The sequence below is a fragment of the Acinetobacter beijerinckii CIP 110307 genome, from assembly GCF_000369005.1.
Classification (GTDB): domain Bacteria; phylum Pseudomonadota; class Gammaproteobacteria; order Pseudomonadales; family Moraxellaceae; genus Acinetobacter; species Acinetobacter beijerinckii.
This window is the reverse complement of the sequence record NZ_KB849765.1, coordinates 402316-421354: the sequence shown is the minus strand read 5'-3', so window position 1 is coordinate 421354 and position 19039 is coordinate 402316. Positions and strand designations below refer to the sequence as shown.

16 protein-coding genes and 4 tRNA genes are annotated in these 19039 nt (G+C 39.5%); 12 read left to right on the top strand and 8 right to left on the bottom strand.

Annotation, left to right across the window (positions count from 1 at the left end; translation table 11 throughout):
* Window positions 1-288 precede the first annotated feature (288 nt).
* From F933_RS07570 to F933_RS07545, 7 genes are all read left to right on the top strand, one after another.
* On the top strand, window positions 289-900 hold the full coding sequence (locus F933_RS07570; RefSeq protein ID WP_005059981.1) for a methyltransferase family protein: 612 nt from the start codon (window positions 289-291) through the stop codon (window positions 898-900).
* 135 nt (window positions 901-1035) lie between these two features.
* Window positions 1036-1212, top strand: coding sequence for a hypothetical protein (locus tag F933_RS17245; protein ID WP_005059979.1), 177 nt, complete (start codon window positions 1036-1038; stop codon window positions 1210-1212).
* Between the two features lie 173 nt (window positions 1213-1385).
* Entirely contained in the window at window positions 1386-1808 is a 423-nt protein-coding gene (locus tag F933_RS07565; RefSeq protein WP_005059978.1) for a cation efflux protein, CzcI-like, read from the top strand.
* 55 nt (window positions 1809-1863) lie between these two features.
* Entirely contained in the window at window positions 1864-3276 is a 1413-nt protein-coding gene (locus F933_RS07560) for a TolC family protein (protein WP_005059975.1), read from the top strand.
* 2 nt (window positions 3277-3278) lie between these two features.
* Window positions 3279-4511 (top strand): efflux RND transporter periplasmic adaptor subunit, encoded by a 1233-nt coding sequence (locus F933_RS07555; protein ID WP_005059973.1) that lies wholly within the window; start codon window positions 3279-3281, stop codon window positions 4509-4511.
* Complete coding sequence (locus F933_RS07550) at window positions 4501-7665, top strand: efflux RND transporter permease subunit (RefSeq protein WP_005059971.1); 3165 nt, start codon at window positions 4501-4503, stop codon at window positions 7663-7665. The genes F933_RS07555 and F933_RS07550 overlap by 11 nt, the downstream gene beginning before the upstream one ends.
* Before the next feature lie 126 nt (window positions 7666-7791).
* Window positions 7792-8739, top strand: coding sequence for a cation diffusion facilitator family transporter (locus F933_RS07545; RefSeq protein ID WP_005052252.1), 948 nt, complete (start codon window positions 7792-7794; stop codon window positions 8737-8739).
* A gap of 29 nt (window positions 8740-8768) precedes the next feature.
* Here F933_RS07545 and F933_RS07540 read toward each other — a convergent pair whose 3' ends face one another.
* Window positions 8769-9107, bottom strand: coding sequence for a zinc-ribbon domain-containing protein (locus tag F933_RS07540; protein WP_005052250.1), 339 nt, complete (start codon window positions 9105-9107; stop codon window positions 8769-8771).
* Window positions 9108-9314: 207 nt separating this feature from the next.
* On the opposite strand from F933_RS07540, the gene F933_RS07535 reads away from it, so the two are divergent.
* Both F933_RS07535 and F933_RS07530 read left to right on the top strand, forming a co-directional pair.
* On the top strand, window positions 9315-10934 hold the full coding sequence (locus tag F933_RS07535; RefSeq protein WP_005059969.1) for a hypothetical protein: 1620 nt from the start codon (window positions 9315-9317) through the stop codon (window positions 10932-10934).
* Window positions 10935-11115: 181 nt separating this feature from the next.
* Window positions 11116-12051 (top strand): hypothetical protein, encoded by a 936-nt coding sequence (locus F933_RS07530; protein ID WP_005059967.1) that lies wholly within the window; start codon window positions 11116-11118, stop codon window positions 12049-12051.
* A 42-nt stretch (window positions 12052-12093) separates the two neighbouring features.
* Here F933_RS07530 and F933_RS07525 read toward each other — a convergent pair.
* The 7 genes from F933_RS07525 to F933_RS07495 all read right to left on the bottom strand — a co-directional run bounded on the left by F933_RS07525 (window position 12094) and on the right by F933_RS07495 (window position 16172).
* Window positions 12094-12169: transfer RNA gene (locus F933_RS07525), tRNA-Glu, on the bottom strand.
* A 37-nt stretch (window positions 12170-12206) separates the two neighbouring features.
* Window positions 12207-12282, bottom strand: a tRNA-Glu gene (locus tag F933_RS07520).
* A gap of 210 nt (window positions 12283-12492) precedes the next feature.
* Window positions 12493-13899 carry an amino acid permease gene (locus tag F933_RS07515; protein WP_005059965.1) on the bottom strand — a complete coding sequence of 469 codons (1407 nt, stop codon included), beginning with the start codon at window positions 13897-13899 and terminating at the stop codon, window positions 12493-12495.
* Between the two features lie 121 nt (window positions 13900-14020).
* Window positions 14021-14096 (bottom strand) — tRNA-Glu (locus F933_RS07510).
* A 22-nt stretch (window positions 14097-14118) separates the two neighbouring features.
* Window positions 14119-14194, bottom strand: a tRNA-Ala gene (locus tag F933_RS07505).
* 58 nt (window positions 14195-14252) lie between these two features.
* Complete coding sequence (gltX, locus tag F933_RS07500; protein ID WP_005059963.1) at window positions 14253-15761, bottom strand: glutamate--tRNA ligase; 1509 nt, start codon at window positions 15759-15761, stop codon at window positions 14253-14255.
* Between the two features lie 105 nt (window positions 15762-15866).
* Window positions 15867-16172, bottom strand: a complete 306-nt coding sequence (locus F933_RS07495) for a hypothetical protein (RefSeq protein ID WP_005052239.1) — start codon at window positions 16170-16172, stop codon at window positions 15867-15869.
* 410 nt (window positions 16173-16582) lie between these two features.
* Between F933_RS07495 and F933_RS07490 the strand changes: the two genes are divergently transcribed.
* From F933_RS07490 to ftsL, 3 genes are all read left to right on the top strand, one after another.
* Window positions 16583-17578 carry a sulfate ABC transporter substrate-binding protein gene (locus F933_RS07490; RefSeq protein ID WP_005059959.1) on the top strand — a complete coding sequence of 332 codons (996 nt, stop codon included), beginning with the start codon at window positions 16583-16585 and terminating at the stop codon, window positions 17576-17578.
* Window positions 17579-17776: 198 nt separating this feature from the next.
* Complete coding sequence (gene rsmH, locus F933_RS07485; protein ID WP_005059956.1) at window positions 17777-18700, top strand: 16S rRNA (cytosine(1402)-N(4))-methyltransferase RsmH; 924 nt, start codon at window positions 17777-17779, stop codon at window positions 18698-18700.
* Window positions 18700-19038 (top strand): cell division protein FtsL, encoded by a 339-nt coding sequence (gene ftsL / locus F933_RS07480; RefSeq protein ID WP_005052232.1) that lies wholly within the window; start codon window positions 18700-18702, stop codon window positions 19036-19038. Before rsmH ends, ftsL begins: the two co-directional genes overlap by 1 nt.
* Window position 19039: the final 1 nt, after the last annotated feature.

Sequence of the window (19039 nt, the reverse complement as noted above, 5' to 3'; positions counted from 1 at the left end):
CTAGAAATATATCTATTTCAAAGGGTTATTCTATGCTTAATTATACTTGTAAATACAGTACAACGATCTTCTCTGTAGATTACTCACTGAAACGTGCTCATCATTATGCTGATAAGACGATGCTATCTACAGTTTTATCAAGATTTTGTAAATCTTTACGGAACGTTTCCTTCATTCATAAATCCAATTTGTTCCAGTATTCATCCTCCATTCCTCATCAGCAAAAATATCATTTTAATGAAGTTCCTATTTCATCTTTAATGATTTGCAGTCATTGAGGTCTATAAAATGAATATTTTATTTTCCCCACGTGTTCGGACTGTAAGTTCAAGAGTTATTGGATTTACATTGGCGATTATTCTTGCTTTGAGTTTTAGTGAATGGCATTTCCAGTCTTCATTTATAGAACATATTTTATGGTTCTTCGGATGGCTGTTTGTAGGCATTGGTGTGATGGGGAGAATATGGTGCAGTCTTTATATTTCAGGATTTAAGAATGCAAAATTAGTGACCGAAGGTCCATATTCTCTTTGTAGAAATCCACTATATCTATTTAGTTATTTAGGCGGCGTTGGCATCATGTTTCTGACAGAGACGTTTGTCTTCCCAATCTTATTTACGATCTATTTTCTTGGTTATTACCATTATGTTATGCGTCAAGAAGAAGTGTTCTTGAGTAAAAAATATGGAACAAGATATTCAGATTATGTAAGCACAACCCCTCGCTTTTTACCAAGCTTCAAAAACTTTAAAGAGCCTGATTTTTATCAAGTATCTCCAAAACATTTCCGTATTTTTTTGGGGCAAGTGGTTTGGTTTATCTGGGTTGCAGCTTTAGTTCAGCTTTTTGAAGAGCTACGTTTACATGGTGTGCTTCCTTCATTGTTCAGTTGGTTTTAGTAGCAAAGAAATCCTTATGTTTTTTAGACCTTTTAATGAGTACTAAGGTCGGTTGATGAAAGCATAAGTCAAATTAATTTTATTTTTGGATTAAATCCTTAAATAAATCTGAAATATTTAAATGAGGTAATGAGTATGTCTATTCAATTAAATGTAAAATTAGGCTTAGTAGTTTTATTATTTTCTGCAACCCTCGCAAATGCAGATGGCGGATTAATTTTTCTAGAAAAAAATATTCAGTCTCAGCAAGAAATGAAAACCAAGACTACAAAGCAGCATCATCATTCTAACTTAAGTTGTGAATGTAAATAATTTTTTAGGAAACTGATTATTTAAATAATCAGTTTCCTATTCATGAAGATAAATATATTGATGAGTTAAATTATTTTTTAAAGCAGTCAGATTTACTTTGTTTTCTATTTTTATCTTGCTAAATGTAATTTTATTACATCGAACTTACTTGCTATAGTCCATTTGAGCAATTTTTGTCTAAAGAGAAACTTTTGCGCCGTTCTAGTCTTTTCATTTCCGTCTTGCTGAGTTTGTTCATATTCCAAAGTCTTTGGAATGTGGCTGCCGCGTATTGTGGACATGAAAATATTAGTCAACAGTCAATCTTAGATAGTCATTTTGGTCATCATCTTCCTGCGAATGCTGAGGTTGTAACGAAACAGCATATCCATTCGATTAATCAGGATACGACTGATTTACCAATGCCTTTGAGCTTGCAAGATCATCACGATCATTTACCATCATGTTTTCATGTGGTTGTTACTGAAGAACAACAACTGCTTGATACACCTGTTTTACGAGTTCAGCAGTCAGAACAACAATATTATTGGTCGAATTTTTATCAATCCCCGCATTTATCTGGAATAAATCCACCGCCGCTCTACACCCCGCTATAGGTGGGGTAGCCGAAAAATAGCCCACCGCAATCTTCATTTATTTGCGGGGCTTAAAATGTCTTTAAGTTTAAATCAGCGCACTCAGGCGCTAAAAAATCAAGTTTCATTGTCAGCATTCAAATGGTCGATATTGGCTACAGCTTTAACTGTGATGGCTGTTGGTCAATCTGTTTCTGCTGAGTCGTTATTGAATGCAAATAAAAACGCAGCACGCGTAGTGCAATCAAATGCTAACTTTGAGCAAATTCTCGAACAGATTCGTAGCTATCAAGCGAATCAGTCAAGTTGGCAAACACAGCAACAAATGGCGAGTGCGCAGCTTAAACAAAGCGCTTTGTGGGCGAATCCAAGTATTTCTGTTGAACAAACAGGCTTACAAAGTAACAAAGATCAAGAGTTAGCAATTGGTGTTTCGCAAGCTTTGGATCTTTTTGGTCAGCGTCGAGCAGCACAAAAAGTTGCTCAACTTTCCTCAACACAAGTTGACCTTGAACAGCAACGTTACAATGCGGAACTTGATTTGATTGTGCAATACGCATGGTCACAAGTGGCTTTATTCCAATTGGAAAAGTCATTGATCGCAGAACAGTTGCAAGTGAGTCAACAAAATTTAGATGCCACTGTAAAACGTTATCAAGCTGGCAGTATTGCTCAAGTTGACGTTGAGCGTGTGCGTATGGCTCATTTAGAAAATCAACGCATTTTTCAGCAAGCAGATTTGCAATTACAGGTTGCACAAAAGCAGTTAGCAGGTTTTGTAGGTAGTGATAGCAATCAATTTGTGATTGCTCCAAGTGCGAATGAGCTTTGGTCTCGTGCAACACAAGTCAAAACGGATCAACAACAAATTGAAAATTTGTTTGAACGCAGTTTGCAATTAGAAACGCAACGTCAACAGGCTAATATCGAGCAGCTCAGAGCAAAATCTCGTCCTCAGCCCATTATGACTTTAGGGGTAAATCGGACCCGATCAGCAGATCAAAATACTGAAAATCAAATTCGTTTAGGCGTTGAAATTCCTCTTAATATTTTTAATCCACAAAAATATGGCATTCAAATCGCTGAAGCCAAACAAACACTGATTCAACAACAGCAACGCTTTTACCGTCAGCAAAATCAGATGGATATCGACGTTCGCCTTGCAGAAATACGTGGCTTACAAACGCAATTTAAACAGTTAAATGATCAGCAAGTGCCCTTGGCAATCCAAGTTCAGCAAAAAACCTTAGAAGGTTTTCGTCTCGGTAAATTTGCTGTGACTGACGTGCAGCAAGCCACTACTCAATTACAAGACGTTCGCTTACGTAAAGTACAACTCCTTAAACAGGCATGGCAGCTGAGTGTAGAAGTTCAAAGTGCACTTATGGGTCTTCCTGTCGATCAAATCACTGCTAAAGATGCATTGATGCAATTGAATCAACGTGTTTGGCAACAAAGTAATTCATTTCCGAACCAATTAGGAGAATAAACATGGGCAACACATTAAAGAAACGTTCTCAATGGGTTTGGATTAGCATCATTATTGTTGTCACGGGGATTCTCGCAGGTGCTTTGTTATGGGGTTCAAAAGCTGAAAATACCGAGAATGCTGAGCAAGAGCACGCTCATCAGGAAAATGAAAAAGAAGGGCATGAAGGTGAAAAAGAGCAGGGTGAAGAAGAGGGAAAACTCACCCTGACCAATGAGCAAATGCAACAGCAAAATGTCAAACTTGCGCAAGTTGCATTAGGTGAAGTCAATCAAGTTCAAACATTTCCAGCCAAATTGGTGGTCAATACAGATCGTCAAGCACACGTTTCGCCGAGTTTTGCGGGGCGTGTGGAGTCAGTTTTTGTTGAACTGGGTCAGCAAGTCAAACGAGGTCAGGCTTTAGCCAATTTGTTGGTTCCAGATCTCGTCGATCAACAAGCCAATCTACAAATTGCGCAAACAAATTTGGATTTGGCGAAACAAGATTATGAACGTGAACGCAGTTTGTGGTCACAGGGCATTTCTGCAAAACAAGATTATCAGCGTGCTTATAATACTTATCGTCAAGCGCAAATTCAGGTACAAGCTGCTCGCTCACGGTTAACCGCTTTCGGCGCAGGTTCAAATTCTAATGGACGGTATACCCTCACAGCACCAATGAATGGTGTGATCAGCAACAAAGATATTGTGATTGGAGAAAATGTTCAGCTTGCCGATCAGTTGTTCACCATAGATCAACTTGATCAGCTTTGGTTAGAGTTTGTTATGCCGACAATCGCTAACGTCAATGTTCAGCCAAATCAACAAATCCGCTTCAAATCCCTGCAAACAGGTAATCAATTTAACGCACAAGTTCAAAGTCTCACCACTGAAGCCGATGCACAAACAGGGCGTTTACAAGTGCGCGCTAAAGTTCTGTCAAATGCAGCCGAATTACGTCCAAATTTGATGGTGAATGTAGAACTGCAAGCAGGCTCAAAACAGTCAGCTATCCGTGTAAATGCACAGGCGATTCAACAGGTTGAAGGTAAAGATAACGTTTTTGTTGCTAAAGCCAATCAAAATAAAGGCTTTGACTTTATCGCAGTCCCTGTACAAATCGGGCAGCGTACGCAGGATGGGCAATGGGTTGAAATCACTCAAGGTTTAACGGCAGGTCAATCTTATGTCGCTGAAGGTAGCTTCTTGCTGAAATCAGAGCTTGAAAAAGGAGAGGCTGCGCATGGACACTAATTCCTCTCAATTACCAAAGCCTGAGGGTTTGTTTGATCGCATTATTCAATTTGCGATCCATAATGCGATTTGGGTGATGCTGTTTGCGATGACATGGATTGCGGTCGGGGTGTGGAGTTATCAAAAACTGCCGATTGATGCCGTTCCCGATATCACCAATACCCAAGTGCAAATTAATACTCAAGCCAATGGTTATACTGCTTTAGAAGTTGAACAGCGGATTACGTATCCGATTGAAACTGCGATGGCAGGGATTCCCAATTTAGAGCAAACCCGTTCGATTTCTCGTTACGGCTTATCGCAAGTCACCATTATTTTTAAAGATGGTACTGATATTTACTGGGCGAGGCAGCTGATTAATCAACGCTTGCAGGAAGCTGATGGGCAATTGCCAGATGCGGTTGATCCACTGATGTCACCTGTTTCTACAGGTTTAGGCGAAATTTATCAGTGGGTGATTAAAGCCAAACCTGATGCGAAAAAAGAAGATGGTACACCTTATACCGCAATGGATTTGCGTGAAATTCAAGATTGGATTGTACGCCCACAATTGCAGCGAGTGAAAGGTGTAGCCGAAATCAATAGTATTGGCGGCTATAACAAAACCTATATCGTTTCTCCTGATTTAAAACGTTTGCAGCAGCTTCAAATTTCACTGACTGAATTTCAAACAGCACTACAGGAAAATAATGAAAACCGCGGTGCAGGTTTTATTGAAGAAAATGGTCAGCAGCTTACTGTCCGTGTTCCAGGCATGTTGAGCACTGTTGAAGATATTCAAAATATTACCGTAAGTGTCAAAAATGGTTTACCTATTCGTGTAGCCGATATTGCAACGGTTGCGATTGGGCATGATCTACGTACTGGCGCTGCAACTTATAATGGCGAAGAAACGGTATTGGGTATCGCCATGATGATGATGGGCGAAAATAGCCGTACCGTTGCCCAAGCGGTAGATGCAAAAATCCAAGAAATTCAGCCGACTTTACCGAAAGGGGTTGAAATTGAAACGGTTTATGATCGTACCAGTCTAGTTAATAAAGCCATTAAAACTGTTCAAAAGAACTTAGTTGAGGGTGCGATCCTCGTCATCGTAATTCTCTTTGTTTTCTTAGGTAATTTTCGTGCGGCTTTAATTACTGCCTGTGTCATTCCGCTTTCGATGTTGTTTACCTTAACTGGAATGGCTGAGCAAAATATTAGTGCCAATTTGATGAGTCTAGGTGCATTAGACTTCGGGATTATTGTCGATGGTGCGGTAGTAATTGTCGAAAACTGTATTCGACGGCTCGCAGAAGCCCAACATCATGCAGGGCGATTATTAACAAGACAAGAACGTTTTAAAGAAGTTTTTCTTGCAGCTAGACAGGCACGAAAACCACTCCTGTTTGGGCAGGCGATTATTATGGTGGTGTACTTGCCGATTTTTGCTTTAACAGGTGTAGAAGCAAAAATTTTCCATCCAATGGCGATGACCGTGGTGATGGCACTGCTTGGCGCAATGATTTTATCGGTGACTTTTGTCCCTGCGGCAGTCGCATTATTTATTACAGGTGAGGTGAAAGAAAAAGAATCTCGTTGGATGCAAGCGCTGAAAAGAAAATATCAACAAATCCTAGATTGGGCTTACCAATTTAAGATGGTGGTAGTTGCTTTAGCAGTAAGTATTTTAGTTTTAACGGGTGTGTTGACCACGCAAATTGGTAGTGAGTTTGCACCGCAATTGAGTGAGGGAGATTTTGCCCTACAGCAAATGCGCTCTCCAAGTACAGGTTTGGAACAATCTTTAAGAATGCAGGAAAATACAGAAAAACTGATCTTAAAGAATTTCTCTGAAGTTAAAGCTGTGTTTGCTCGAACAGGTACGGCTGAAGTTGCAACTGATGTGATGCCACCCAATATTTCCGATGCAGTGATTCTGTTAAAACCACGAGATCAATGGGAAGATCCAAAAGAAACCATTGATGAATTACGGACGCGGATGCAGGCATTTCTGGAAACCATCCCAGGAAATAATAGTGAATTTTCACAACCAATTGAACTTCGTTTTAATGAATTAATTTCGGGTGTACGTAGCGATGTCGGCATCAAAGTTTTTGGTGATGATATGGATGTGCTAAATACTCAAGCACAAGTGATCGCTCAGAAAGTACAAAAGATCTCTGGTGCAACAGCGGTCAAAGTTGAACAAACCAGTGGTTTACCTGTGTTAAATGTGGATATCAATAATGCACTCGCAGCGCAATATGGCTTGTCTGTGAAATCGATTCAAGATGTCGTTGCAGCGAGTGTCGGTGGTCAGAATGTTGGGCAAATTTTACAAGGTGACCGTCGTTTTGATTTTGAGATTCGTTTACCGGACAGTCAACGTACCGCGCAAAATTTAGCTCAGCTTCCTATCCAACTACCGAATGGTGGTCTGATTCAATTACAAGATATCGCTAAGGTTGAAACCATTTCAGGAATGAATCAGGTCGGACGTGAAAATGGTAAACGTCGAGTTATTGTGACCGCCAATGTAGAAGGGCGTGATCTAGGTTCATTTGTCCAAGAATTGCAAGCAAGTCTTAAACAACAACCTTTACCTGCGGGATATTGGTTGGAATACGGTGGGCAGTTTGAGAACTTGGCTTCTGCTGCGGCACGTATGCAGATCGTGATTCCACTCGCTTTAATTACCATCTTTGTTTTACTGATGGCCGTGTTCCATAACTTTAAAGAAAGCTTGTTAGTGTTTAGCGGTGTGCCATTTGCATTGTCTGGTGGTTTGGTTGCACTTTGGCTTCGAGACATTCCTTTATCAATGTCGGCAGCCGTGGGTTTTATCGCCCTTTCAGGTGTCGCCGTGTTGAATGGTTTGGTGATGTTGAGCTTTATTAAAGAACTCCGAGAGCAGTTTGATGTGCATAAAGCCACGTGGCAGGGCGCAATTCTGAGATTACGTCCTGTATTAATGACTGCTTTTGTCGCTTCGCTTGGCTTTATTCCAATGGCAATTGCGACTGGTACAGGTGCAGAAGTACAACGTCCATTAGCAACTGTAGTGATTGGTGGGATTATTTCATCAACTTTACTGACTTTACTCATTTTGCCCATTGTTTATCGTTGGATGAATGAGTTGAAAAACAACAAAAGTCAGGAAAGCACCATTTAATCTATCTATGCTATCTTCGTAGTAAGACATTTTACTAAGAAGAATCTGAACCAGCCAAGGTATCCCAACTTTGGCTGACTTGTAAAACCTGATGGGTTTTATGCTGATAATGATAAGGAGTCCAACATGAGTGGACATCAAGGGCATGATCATAGTCATGCTGTGGTCACAGAAGGCAACGCAAAAAAATTGACGATTGCACTGGTGCTCACATCAACATTTTTAATCGTTGAAGTCATCGCAGGTTTAATGACACAAAGTTTGGCACTGTTATCAGATGCCGCGCATATGTTCACCGATGCAGCAGCTTTAGCGATTGCATTAGCTGCGATCAAGATTGCTAAACGCCCAGCGGATAACAAACGCACATTTGGTTATCAGCGTTTTGAAATTTTGGCAGCATTATTTAATGCTTCAATGCTGTTTTTCGTTGCGATGTATATTCTTTATGAGGCGTACCAACGTTTTACGCAACCTCCAGAAATTCAAAGTGTAGGAATGCTGATTGTTGCTTCTTTGGGTCTCGTCATTAATCTTATTTCGATGAAGATTTTAATGTCGAGTGCGGCCGAAAGCTTAAATATGAAAGGCGCTTATTTGGAAGTGCTCAGTGATGCGCTTGGGTCTGTCGGTGTGATTATTGGTGCAATCGTTATTTATTATACCAACTGGTATTGGGTTGATACGATTATTGCTGTAGCGATTGGCTTTTGGGTATTACCGAGAACATGGATTTTGCTTCGACAAAGTATCAATATTCTTTTGGAGGGTGTACCTGAAGAAGTGGATATTGAAAAATTGCGTAATGATTTATTGTCACTGCAAGGTGTTGAGAATATTCATCAACTCAAGGTATGGGCGATTACTTCAAAAAATATTCACCTAACCGTTCATTTATTTGCACCTAACGCAGATCGAAAACAACTACATCAAGCGGCTACAGAAATGTTGTCGCATGAACATGGTATTGCTGAGGTAACACTCCAGATCGAAGATGATGCGGAAATGAACTGTCAACATACCCATCAACATGAACGAGAAACAGAACATAATCATGCATCACATCAGCATTAAGCTGATGTGATCTTTTGTACTTTTATCAATTAATTCTGCCATTCATGATTACAATCACGGCATTTCCAATGCTTTTGTGCTTGCATAAAAGCTTGCATGGAAATTTTAAAGTCTGGTAGATCACGCCAAAATAGAACAGCTGCAATGATACAGACAACAAATACAACAATCGTTGCGATTTGCAGACCTTGACCAGCACCATTCCCAAAAATCCACAAGGCAACACTAATCAAGACCAAGACCAATAGAATAAAAATAGCAGGAACTAAGAGCACTAAACTTTTAGGTACATTTGGTCGCGGGCTATTTGCGCCTTGGCTTGCAGGCATAATTTTCACACTTTGGCATTTAGGGCAACGGTATTGCATGGATGGTTCCTATTGTGTTTTGGCTATTTTAGCGAAATTTTTGCAAAAGCTAAAATTTTGAAAGATTTAAAAGCATCAATGAACTTATTCATAGGCTGTATAGGCTGTTAATAAAGCCGATACAGCTCGTCTAAACCTAGTCGCGTAAAGATGATCAGTCATGATAATTTGATGCGTACATCTGCTGAATATCGCGCAAGGAACCGTATGTTAGTTACCAAAATTTTAAAATTACGGTTGTCACGTATACAGAAGGGAAAAGAGCATTTATCGACACAAGATAAACTGATGTTGGTGACAATGGAAAGCCCTGACCTAAGTGCCAATTTCTTGCTGCGATTATTTAAAGTTTCATTACCCAAACAGTGGAAATTTAAGCATGCGGACGATGAGGATATTCATTATTCAAAACAATTGATTGAACTAATTGAAACTGATTTTATTCCTGCTTATGAGTTTCATGCGCGAAAGTATGCGTGGTATGAGCAATGTTTGATGTATCAACTCAATTTCGTTGTACTGAAACCGAGTCAGCAACAAATCAATGGTTACTTGCGCCAGTTGGATCAATGTCTAGACCAACAGCCTAAAATTGAGCTACTTCATCATTTTCAGCAGCAGTATCCTAGTGCTCAGCATGCAAATGCACTTGCGAAATCTTATGCGGGTGCTTCTGAATACACGAAAGCAATTGAATGGTATGAATGGGCAGCTCAGCAATCCTCTCAAGTCAATGAAGTTGCATTTTTCGGTTATATTGAAAGTTTAATTCACCGCAATCAGCTTGAATATAAGCCACAGATGAGTGATGTGGAGTATGCAATCCATTTGCTCATTCAGTATTTGAAACCAATTGATCAGAAAGCTTATGCAAAGCTATTACAAGCTGGTGTTAAATCATTACTGCCGGATAGTATTTTAAAAACACGGGCGGTACAAACCAATATTTTGGCTGATGTTGGGCGAGGATTAAATTCGCTTGGGAAAAGTTTAAATCATATTTTAAAAGTGAAAGAGTTTGACTTGCCTTTTAGCAAAGAGGTAATAGCTAACGCACCTAAATTATTGCATAGTGAAATTATTTTAGAACATCTTGCTCAGAACGAAGCAATTCGAACTGCTGTGCAAACGCTTCTGAAAAATAATGAATTGACGACAGCCATTGAATTTGAACCAGCATTACAACAATTTTGGCTGTCTGTGCAAACTGAACCAGAACTTTTAAAACGATTGATCACACCAAGTCAGTCTAAAGCTTGGTTTGAAACATTGCCAAATACGCATTTCCAAACTAAAAAACCATTAAATTTAGCGGAGTTTCAACTGATACTCGAACATGGATTACTGAATTATTTGGGGGAAGAAAGTTTAGACAAATTTCATTCAGAGAGAAATATGTTGTATGCGCAAAGAGATATGGTTGTTACTGAAATGACGGCGTTTACATCTTGGTTTTATCAAGAATGTCTACAACCTTATTTGTATCAACAAACTGCACTTTTTCAGCAAATGAAACTGATATTGCTTCAATTGGATAATATTGCATTTACGAGTCAATTATTCATCTATCAATATGAAATACAACAAAGAGCTCAAGATTTATCGAACTGGATGAAAATAAAATTAGAAAAAGGAAATGACTTTGATCGGGTAAATGCGGCATGGGTAGCATTACGAGAAGTTGCTGGTTTTGAGTCTGAAATGGCTCAAGACAAAATCAATGCATTACAGAATACGCTAATGCAATACAAAACTATTCGAAATAATCAAATCTTAATAAGTTTTGATTCGAAAGAAATATCGGATTATAAAGAAGATGAAAAGTAACATTTTTTGAGTGAAATTCAATCAAGCTAGGGTTTGATTAATTTGAGAGTGAGCAACAAAAAGACGCAAATTGCTGTAGAGAGCATGCTAATCTAGTTAAAAATGTCTAATAAGTTCAGAAAGTAGATTTAGCTCATACATCAACATGAGCAAGTAAGGAAAGAGAAAGAGGGAGAGCATCTTGAATCGACAAGATGATAAAAAGGCAATGTTCGATATTATGCCAGCTGACATAGAATCGTCTGATGATAAACCATCGTTATCACGCCGTTTAATTAATAAAACGCTGCAACACGCGCAAGATGCCGTTGAGTTTGCCAGTGATACCTCGCGTAATATTGCAGGTGTGGCAGATGCAGCTTTAGACGCTCTAGATCAGGTGACTCATCATACCAAACGTGGTGTGGAGGGGATGCGAAATACCGTTCGAGATATGGTTTCTGAGACCAGTGAAGCGGCGAGACAAGTTTCATTGGCTATGGCGCGTGCTTCTTTGGGGAAAAGTAGCCTAACCTTATATTTGCCTGAAATCTTATTGAATAATCAAATTCGTAAGCGCATGGATCGCTCTGAAATTGATGATATTAAAGTTGAATGTGGTAATGATCGATTTCATATCGAATTAGATGGACATTATCGTCGGTTTTTATATCGTCTTTCACTTGAATTTAATGTTTTAGAGTGTCGTATTGGGCAGGAAAAATATCTGCGTTTACGTCAGGTCGATGAGCATCTTGATCTACAAATTCGTCACGGTGGAACCTTAACCAATTGGGCTGCGCGTCGTGTTGGAAATGTCAGTTTCGAAGTGATTAATTCATTACCGATTCCATTTTTGATTAATCATTTGATTCGTGATGTCCCTGGGATTCAAAAAGAAGGACATCGCCTCTGGTATATCGACCTCGAAGAAGCAGGCTTTATTGATTTTATTAATAACCGTTCATGGATGGTCGATAAACTTTTAAGTCTGACAGATTTTAGTATTTTGCCTGGATTGAATATTCTGCAAGAAAGTCGTGAATTGGTTCAGCAATTGGTGGATCAATTTGAGATCCGTGGCTTGCGGGTACAGTCTGGACGCCTAGAAGTTCAAGTTGGTATTGGAAGCGAATAAGCAATAAAAAAGCCACTGTCATTGCAGTGGCTTTTTAGAATTTGGCGTCCCTACGGGGATTCGAACCCCGGTTACCGCCGTGAAAGGGCGATGTCCTAGGCCTCTAGACGATAGGGACTTATATGAGGCATACATCTGAAAACAATAATAAATATTGGCGTCCCTACGGGGATTCGAACCCCGGTTACCGCCGTGAAAGGGCGATGTCCTAGGCCTCTAGACGATAGGGACGTTTCAGAGGTGGGCGTATATTAGGGTGAATTAGATAGGGTGTCAAACACTTTTCTATAGAAAATCTAAAAAAACTGGGTAAGTGTTTAAAAATAAAACATATCGAAGAATAAATAATCAAAAATAAGGATTTAAGTTTAAAATCATGTTGAAAATGTTTTTTGTTGAGATAAAAAATGCAGCTAACGCTGCATTTTTTATGAAGCACTATTATTTGCGATTTCGATATAAAACATAGTGACTTAAATAACAGCCTGCAATAAACAGCAAACATCCAATAAAGCCAGCTTGCATCTCAGGATCTGCTGCCATACTTAAACCCGTAATAAAACAGAATACAAAACCTAAGATCGGCACAATTGGATAAAGAGGTGCAGCAAATTTTAAATCTTTTGCGGTATGCCCAGCCTTGTACCATTGGCGTCTAAAATTAAATTGACTCCAACAAATACTCATCCACACGATAACCATCGTGAATGCGGCAACACCTAATAAGTTCTTAAAAATTGTTTCAGGAGCGAAGTGCTCTGAGAGTAACCCAGGAATAGCACCGAACATTGTTACCACAAGCGCAATGATTGGTGTGCCACTTTTAGAGAGTCTAGAGAATAGACTTGGCAGTTGACGCTGATCTGACAATGACCACATCATACGTGATGCAGCATAAAGACCTGAATTTGCCGCAGACAACAATGCAGTAATAATCACGAAACGGATAATATCATCGGCATATGGAATACCAATGTAATTAAATACAGTAACAAAAGGACTGCTACTGACCCCTTCACCACCTAAGCCAGCAACTTGGAAAGGAAGCAGGGCACTAATCACGATGATGGTACCAACAAAGAAAATTAATAACCGCCAAATCGCTGCATTGATGGCTTTTGGTACATTTTCAGCAGGATCTTTGGTTTCACCAGCGGCAACCCCAATCAATTCAGTTCCTGAGAAAGCAAAGTTTACAATCAACATTGTCGTAAAAATTGGAACCAAACCTTGTGGGAACCAACCATGTGCAGTGAGATTGTGAAAAAGCGGTGCCGATTCGTAACCGTGGAATGGAATAAATCCAAAAATAGCCATTAAGCCTAAAATGATAAAGGCAATGACGGTGATCACTTTGACCAGTGCAAGCCAAAACTCAGACTCAGCGAACATTCGCGTTGAGCTAAGATTAAGCCCTAATATTGTGATCGCAAAAATGATGGTCCATATCCACATCGAAATATGAGGGAACCATTCTTGCATTAGTAACGCGGCTGCGGTGAATTCTGTTCCTAGTGTCGCTGTCCATGTCAGCCAGTACACCCAAGAAATCATGTAACCTGTACCTGGACCAATGTATTTTTGAGCGTATGCACCGAAAGATCCAGCGACAGGCATATGGACTGCGAGTTCACCTAAACAAAGCATCACCATATATGCAATCAGACCGCCTAAGATATAGGCAAGAATTGCACCAATAGGACCTGTTTGTGCGATCACTTCACCAGAACCTAAAAATAAACCTGTACCAATTGCACCGCCTAAGGAAAGCATAACTAAATGGCGAGTACTCATTGCACGTTTTAAGGTTTTAGATTCTGAATGCGCATTTGAGTTGGAAGATTGCATACGACAATTTGTCCAAGCATAGAGAAGCGGCTATTTTATGGAAAATTATGAAATGTGCAATCTGATTAAGAGAAAGATTGAGAGAAAAATATAATTATTCATTGTTATTAGATAAAGAATATGGCGTCCCTACGGGGATTCGAACCCCGGTTACCGCCGTGAAAGGGCGATGTCCTAGGCCTCTAGACGATAGGGACAGGTGAGGCAACACAAAAAGTTTGGTGGAGCCAAGCAGGATCGAACTGCTGACCTCTACAATGCCATTGTAGCGCTCTACCAACTGAGCTATGACCCCAGTTTGTGTGAGCGCAATATTAGGGGGATTGCACTCACACGTCAATGATTAAACTGAATTAAGTCTCACTATTTGCATCATTTTTCGGCAATTTAAGTGATTCGTTTAACTTTTCCCAAATTTTCAGTTCTTTCTTGCTTGGTGTGCCCACAAGCTCGAGTGCGTGACGTAAGCGAGCAAAGGTTAAATCTGGTCCTAAAGTCACCATCGATTGCATGACTGGTGTTGAACTGGTTGAGCCTGCAATCGCAATAAAGAACGCTGGCATAAAGTCACGCAGCTTGATTTCCATTTGGTTAGCCAAATCCATCAGCGTTTGGCTCACGGTGTCGTTGTTCCAAGTAAACTGACTTTCTAAGCGCCAAATCGCAAATTGCAAGCTTTGACGAACTTGCTCATCAGTCAATTTTTTGCTTTCAAATTGCTCTTTGCTGATTTGTGGCATATGGTTGAAATAGAAGCCCGCCCAATTGACTGCTTCAGACAGTAGATTAATCCTTGGTTGAATGGCAGCTGCAATATCTTCAAGCGTTTGTCGGTCACTTTTCCACGTCAATAAACGGTCTAAAAGTTGTCCCGGTGTTAAGCCTTTAATCCATTGACCATTGAGCCAATTAAGTTTTTCAACATCAAAAATAGGTCCACCTAGCGAAACACGTTGTACATCAAAGTTTTCAATCATGTCCTGTAAAGTAAAGATTTCACGTTCGTCAGGCATTGACCAACCCATACGACCCAAATAGTTCAACAATGCTTCAGGCAGCACCCCAATATCACGATAATAATTGATCGAAGTTGGGTTTTTACGTTTTGATAATTTTGACTTATCTGGGTTACGCAATAAAGGCATATGGCACAGTGTTGGCATATCCCAATCAAAGTATTGGTAAAGTAACTGGTGTTTTGGTGCAGATGGCAACCATTCTTCCCCACGCAATACATGAGTGATTTCCATTAAATGGTCATCGACTACGTTGGCTAAATGATACGTTGGTAGACCATCAGTCTTTAAAAGAACTTGCATGTCCACTTGAACCCATGGAATTTCAACTTCGCCGCGGAGTAAATCATTTATTTTACAGACACCATCTTCCGGTACTTTCATGCGAATGACGTGTGGTTCACCCGCAGCAAGACGCTGTTGTACTTCTTCTTGAGAAAGTTTTAAGCCACGACCATCATATTTGGGTGTTTCGCCACGTGCTTGTTGTTCAGCACGCATTTGGTCAAGTTCTTCAGCAGTTGCAAAGCAATAAAAAGCATGACCTTTTTCAACCAATTCAAGTGCGTATTGTTTATAAATGCCCATACGTTCTGATTGACGATAAGGTGCATGCGGACCACCGACATCAGGACCTTCAGACCAATTGAGACCTAACCAACGTAAAGAATCTAAAATCATTTTTTCAGATTCTGGAGTTGAACGGAGCTGATCTGTATCTTCAATACGTAAAATAAATTCACCGCCGTGTTGCTTAGCAAAGCATAAGTTAAACAAAGCGATATAGGCAGTTCCTACATGTGGAAAACCTGTAGGAGACGGTGCAATACGAGTACGAACTTTCATAGATTATGAGGGGAGCAAATAAGAATTGGGTTTATTATAACGAAAAAGCCTAATCACAGCATGACTAGGCTTCATTTAAACATGAGAGGGGATACATATTTAAATTTAAGAAGTATGAGGTTGGAATATCGTTTGCACGAAACGTGAAAAACGCTCGTGTTGACTTGCAAAAAAGTTTTGTGTGGGATTCGTGCGAATCGTATTCAGCATTTTCAATTCATCATCATTTGATGGCAACATTGCAGTGTTACGCTTTTGTTGATCAAGTGCTTTTACAATCAAATTCGGTGAAGATTTATCAAATGATTTGATATTACTGCTTTCTTTAATCGCAGCAGCGTGTCCAACTTGTACAGAACATACAAGAAATAAGCTTAAATATAATGTTTTTTTCAATTTTAATGCTCGCATTGCCAACATTCCCCTTTATGACCCTGAGTCTACAAGACTAACTAAGCAAACATACTATTGCTTTAATAATACGATTCAAACATAAATCTTAATAAAAAAGTAGAACTACGTCACACTTTTTACAAAAATCATAAGTTTTTGAGCTATAAATACTCACTATTTATAACTGTTTGGCTACTTTGTATGCAAGTTGAATTTAGCAAGCAAATGTGTAGAAAAAGTGGAGTTTGATGTTTTCTCTTATTTTTGACTAAGAAATATAAGCTTTAGCATTTTTTATGCAATAAAAGCATGATATTTGCATATCTTAAAAAGCGAATAGTAAAAACAATATTAATATAAGTGCATGATTGTAAATTAATTTTAAATAAATATAGTGGGTTGTATGAGTAACAAATGAGCAAAATTAAATGAAAACTGTAATTGCGGCTGCTTTATTGGCTTTGGGGTTAAATGGTGTAGCACAGGCGGCTACGACTTTTTTAAATGTCTCTTACGATCCAACTCGAGAGTTTTATCAAGAATACAACCAAGCATTTGGTCAATATTGGAAACAACGGACAGGACAAGAGGTTGATTTTAAACAATCGCATGGCGGTTCAGGGAAGCAAGCACGATCGGTGATCGACGGTTTGCAGGCTGATGTTGTAACTTTAGCTTTGGCAAATGATATCGATGAAATCGCCAATGCTGGTCTTATTCGAAAAGATTGGCAAAAACAATTTAAAGATAACTCAGCACCTTATACATCTACGGTTGTCTTCCTTGTCCGCAAAGGTAATCCAAAGAATATTCGTGACTGGAATGATTTAACCAAAGAAGGTGTGGAAATTATTACACCAAATCCAAAAACAGGTGGTGCGCCACGTTGGATTTATTTGTCTGCTTGGGGATATGCTTTAAAACAACCAGGAGGCAATGATACCAAGGCACGAGAATTGGTGAAAAAGCTTTACCAAAATGTCAAAGTATTGGATTCGGGTGCCCGAGGCTCATTAACGACCTTTGCTGAACGTGGCATCGGTGATGTATTACTTTCTTGGGAAAATGAAGCGCTTTTAGCGACGCAAGGTTTAGGCAAAGACAAGTTCGATATTGTTTATCCTTCTATTTCGATATTGGCTGAGCCATCAGTTGCTATCGTTGATAAAACGGTTGATAAAAACGGTAATCGTAATTTGGCTCGTGGCTATTTAAACTTCTTGTATTCACCGCTTGGTCAAGAGTTGGCGGCCAAACATTATTTCCGTCCGCGAAATCCTCAAGTTGCTGCGAAATATGAAAAACAATTTCCAAAAATTAAATTGTTCAAGATTAATGATGTGTTTGGAGGTTGGGCAAAAGCACAAAAAACTCACTTTGTGAATGGTGCGATCTTTGATCAGATTTATGCTGAAAAACCTTAGATAAAAAAAGCGATAACGGCGACGTTGTGAGATTAAAAAGCAAATACTTCGTGTATTTGCTTTTTTATTGGATGAAAAATGAAAATAAAACGGTTTTATCTATGAGAAGTTAAGAATTCTCTACAAAAAGTCGTTTGGTACTGGCATAAAACAAGGTGATAATGTGCAGTTACATTTTTAGCTGTTGATTCATTTCTTATGTCGCATATTTCTGTCTTACTTCATGAAACCGTTGATGGCGTATTGGCAGGTCGCGATACTGGTCTCTATGTCGATGCGACCTTCGGTCGAGGTGGGCATACCAAGTTATTGCTTTCAAAATTAGATGATAACGCACGTGTATATGCATTTGATAAAGATCCACAAGCGCTCGAAGTGGCTGCGGAATTAGAACAAGAAGATCCACGTTTTAAAATTATTCATGCGAGTTTTGCAGATATCCAGACTGAATTGAATCAGATTGGTATCACTGAAGTCGATGGTATTATGGCTGACTTGGGCGTGTCTTCACCGCAGCTTGATCAAGCAGAACGTGGTTTTAGTTTTATGCATGATGGTCCATTGGATATGAGGATGGATAACTCGCAAGGTTTAACGGCAGCAGAGTGGTTAATCAAAATTGAAGAAGAAAAATTAGCGAATATTATTTATCAATACGGGGAAGAGCGTTATAGCCGTCGTATTGCCAAAGCGATTAAGCTTGCTGGAGAAATCACCACTACTGCGCAGCTTGCTGAAATTGTAAAAGTAGCCCATCCAAAATGGGAAAAACATAAACATCCTGCAACGCGTACTTTTCAGGCAATTCGTATCGCCATTAACAAAGAACTTGATGATATCGAGGTTTTTTTGCCTCAAGCTGTAGAGCTATTAAAGCCTACAGGACAATTGGCGGTGATTAGCTTCCACTCATTGGAAGATCGTTTGATCAAACAGTTCATTCAAAAAGAATCTAGCTTAGCTGAAGATCATGGTTGGGGAATGCCACAAGCACAGGTGGATACTCGACGTTTAAAGAAAGTGTCTCGTATTCGTGCGAGTGAAGCAGAAGTTAAAGCAAATCCACGTTCACGTAGTGCTTGGTTACGAGTTGCGGAACGTTTAGAGCAAAAAGGCAAATAATGAACAATAAAAATGATGACGACGTTTTACCCAACAGCAAAAAGGGACTGAAAAAAGTTATTGTTTATGCTGTACTGCTTGCACTGGTGTTTGTCAGCGCGATGATGGTGGTTTTTCAGGTGTTTGAATATCGCCATGACTATCGTGATTTAAGTGGATATATGCGTGAAAGAGATGATTTAAATGCAGAGTGGGGGCGTTTATTGATCGAGCAACAGACGTTTGGTGCAACTGCTCAGATTGGGTCACGCGCCGTCACGCAATTGCGGATGTTTTCACCACCTGCTGCGCAAACCGTTGTGATTTCTTTACCTATGACTTCAAAGCAAGATAAATAAG